This is a genomic window from Paenibacillus sp. B1-35 (genome assembly GCF_050474385.1).
GTDB lineage: Bacteria > Bacillota > Bacilli > Paenibacillales > Paenibacillaceae > Paenibacillus_B > Paenibacillus_B alvei.
In genome coordinates, this window is sequence record NZ_JBCHVJ010000019.1 from 1 (window position 1) to 3623 (window position 3623).

Annotated in this window: 1 protein-coding gene; it reads right to left on the minus strand. The window is 57.8% G+C overall.

Annotation, left to right across the window (positions count from 1 at the left end):
- The coding region (locus ACQ5BJ_RS26230) for an amino acid adenylation domain-containing protein (protein WP_430113430.1) at nt 1–3621 on the minus strand (3621 nt) is incomplete at its 3' end.
- Nucleotides 3622–3623 lie beyond the last annotated feature (2 nt).

Below are 3623 nucleotides of genomic sequence, written 5' to 3' on the forward strand. Positions count from 1 at the left end.
CGGATACGCGCTCGTAAACCAGCCGACCGTCCGGCTAACATCCACATCCGCCGCAATCGGTTCTCTGCCGTGTCCTTCCAGCAAGACCGCCACGCGTTCGAGTCCGCTCCACGCTTGAACCGCCATGGCCAGGGCGGTCAGCAACAGATCGTTGACCTCCGTCCCGTAGGCCCGATGTGCTTCTTTCAACAATTGCTGCGTCTGCACCTGCGACCATTCCACCGTCAACGTCCGGCTGACGGCCAGCGTGGACGCGCCTTGCTCATCATCTTTAGGCAGAGGCACTAGATCCTTCACTACAATCGACTGCCAGTAAGCACGCTGCGCCTCCATCGCCGGACTTGCTGCATAGGCGCCAAGCTGCCGCGCCCACGTTTGAAACGAATCCGTTTTCAGCGGCAGCCGAATGTCCTGTCCTTGCGCCGCTTGTTCGTAAGCTGACGCGATATCCTCAAAAAGGATGCGCCACGATACTCCGTCGACGACCCAATGATGAATCGCGATCAGCAAATGATCCCCGTCCGGGCACTGGAACAAGCCCAGTTTCAGGAGCGGACCGGCGGCCAGCGAGAAGCTGGCCTGCAGCTTGCCGGCCTCCGTCTCAACCCGCTGGCTCCATGTTTCTTCGCCACGGAAGTCAAATACGTCCAGACGATAGCTTTCCCCGTCTTCCGCGCTGCAGTTCCAAGCGGCGTAGCCGTCTTCCGTCTGCGTGACGATCATTCGGAGCGCGTCGTGATGCTTAGCGATGCGCTGCATCGTCAGGCGCAGCGCCCCGATGTCGAACCGGTCTTCCCGGTGCAGCATGACCGCGTGGTTGAAATGATGCAGATCCACGGGATCATGCTGCACGAACCAGCGCTGGATCGGCGTAAGCGGCACTGAACCGTACACCTCTCCTTGTTCCGTACGGCGAGTGACCGCCGTCATCTGGGAGCTAAGCTCGGCGACGACCGGATAGCGGAACAGATCTTTCATCTCGACCTTATACCCGGCTTGCAGCAGCCGTGAAGCGACTTGAATCGCTTTGATCGAATCGCCGCCAAGCTCGAAGAAATGATCGAAGATGCCAATCTTCTCTACGCCCAACACCGACTGCCAAACGGACACGAGCGCTTTTTCCTCGCCCGTGCGCGGGGCGACGTATTCCGTCCCCGCACTCATGCCTGCTTCCGGCGCCGGCAGTGTTTTGCGGTCCACTTTGCCGTTAGGCGTCAGCGGCATCTGCGCAAGCTGCACGAAGTACGACGGGATCATGTACCCTGGCAGTTTTTGCGCCAGAGGGTTTCGGAGTTCATCGGCCTCTAGATCACGTGTCGCTTTGATGTAGGCACACAGCGTTTTCCGGCCGGTTTCGTCCTCGCGGGCGATGATCACCGCTTCCTGAACGTCCGTTACACGAAGAAGCTGTGCTTCGATTTCTCCAAGCTCAATCCGGTAACCGCGGATTTTCACCTGATCGTCCATGCGACCTGCATACTCTATTGTTCCATCCGGCAGCCAGCGGGCCAAATCGCCTGTTCGGTACAACCGCTCGCCCGCCGCAAACGGATGCTCCACAAACTTCGCCGCTGTTAACTCCGGATTGTTCAAGTATTCGCGCGCTAGTCCGCTGCCGCCGGTATACAACTCTCCAATCACGCCAATAGGCAATATCTCTTGGGCTCTGCCCAGCACGTATACTTGCGTGTTGCTGATCGGACGGCCAATCGGAATCGACGCGCGCTCCACATCCGACATTCGGATTTCATGGCAGCACGTAAACGTCGTGTTTTCCGTCGGACCGTAACCGTTGATCAGCCGTATTTCGCTGAATCGCTCCAACACTTTTTTCGCATGCGGCCTTGAAACAACGTCACCGCCAACCAGCAGTTGCTTCACCCCGTACAAACCTTCTAACTGCTCCTCCACCATCACATGGAACAAGCCAGCCGTTAGCCACAAAATACTGACGTGATGCTGCTGAATCGCCTGCACCCAGTCCGTTAGCGACAATTTTCCGGGCGGCAAAATCGCCAGCGCCGCACCATTCAGCAAACTGCCCCATATCTCAAACGTCGCAGCATCAAAGGAAATCGTTGATCCCTGCAAAAATACGTCTTGTTCGCTAATGTCCACATAATTTGATGACGAAACAAGTCTGACAACCCCGCGATGCGTCACGCATACCCCTTTAGGCGTTCCTGTTGAGCCCGAGGTGTAGATGATGTACGCCAGATCATCGGCCATTGCTGCCACTGCCAAGTTCGCACTATTCGCGAAGTATTCTTCTGCAACGGACAACGGCTCCTCTTCCAGTTCCACCTTGACTCCCGCAAAAGAAGCCTTCTCCTTTAAATGATTCTGAATCAGTAGCACCTGCGCCCCGGAATCCTCTAACATATAGGAGATGCGTTCCTGAGGATACTCGGGATCGATCGGCACATATGCTCCGCCGGCTTTTAGTATCGCCAGTATGCCTACGATCATCTCCAGCGAGCGTTCGGCCATGATGCCTACCAATTGCTCACGCTGCACCCCTCGCGCCTGCAATCTTCTCGCCAAGCGGTTAGCCCGCTCGTTCAACTCTCGGTACGTCAGCAGCCTATCTTCAAATACCACAGCTACCGCATCCGGGGTCCGTGCAGCCTGCCGTTCGAACAGCGCATGCACCGATGCTTCCGCCGGCAGCTCAACCGCCGTATCGTTGAATGTCACCAGCAGCTCTTCCCGCTCGTCGTCTGTCAGCATCTCGATGCTTCCCAGCATCGCCTGCGGATGACGGACCGCTTGGCGCAGCAGTTCGGTGAAGTGACCCGCCCAGCGCTCGATCGTCGTCCGTTCGAACAGTTTCGACGCATATTCCATTGTGCATCGCATCCCCTGCTCGTGCTCGCTGACCGACAGCGTCAAGTCGAATTTCGCTGCTCCGCTCTCCATCGGATACGGCGTCCATTGCAGGCCCGCCAGCTCTAAATCAGCCTGCTCGGTGTTTTGCAGCACCAGCATGGCATCGAACAACGGATTGCGGCTCATATCCCGCTGCTTCACCGCCTGCTCCACCAGTTCCTCGAACGGGTAGTCCCCATGCTCCAAGGCCCCGAGCGCCGTCTGCTTCACTTCCTGCAAGTAAGCAGAGAACGGCTTTTCTCCGGACGGGTTCATCCGCAGCGCCAGCGTGTTCACAAACATCCCCAGCATCCCTTGCAGGTCCGCATGGGAACGCCCGGCGATCGATGTACCGACGATCAGTTCTTCTTGACCGCTTAACCGCCCCAGCAGGGCGCTGTACGCGGCCAGCAGCACCATGTATACGGTTGCGCCGTTTTCCCGGGCCATCTCTCTGACCGCTTCGGCCAGCACACTGTCCAGCTCGAAATCGACCCGATCCCCCTCGAAGCTGCGCACCGCCGGTCGCGGAGCATCCGTCGGCAGGCTCAGCACCGGCAGCTCGCCTGCAAACTGGCTCAGCCAGTAGCTTTCCATCTTCCGGTAGGCCGCACTTTGTCGGTACCCCTGCTGCCAGAGCGCATAATCTTTGTACTGCAGCCGCAGCGGTTCCAATTCTTCTCCCGCATACAGCTTCGTCAATTCCTGCACCAAAATGTTCATGGAGGTACCGTCGGACACGATATGATGCATGT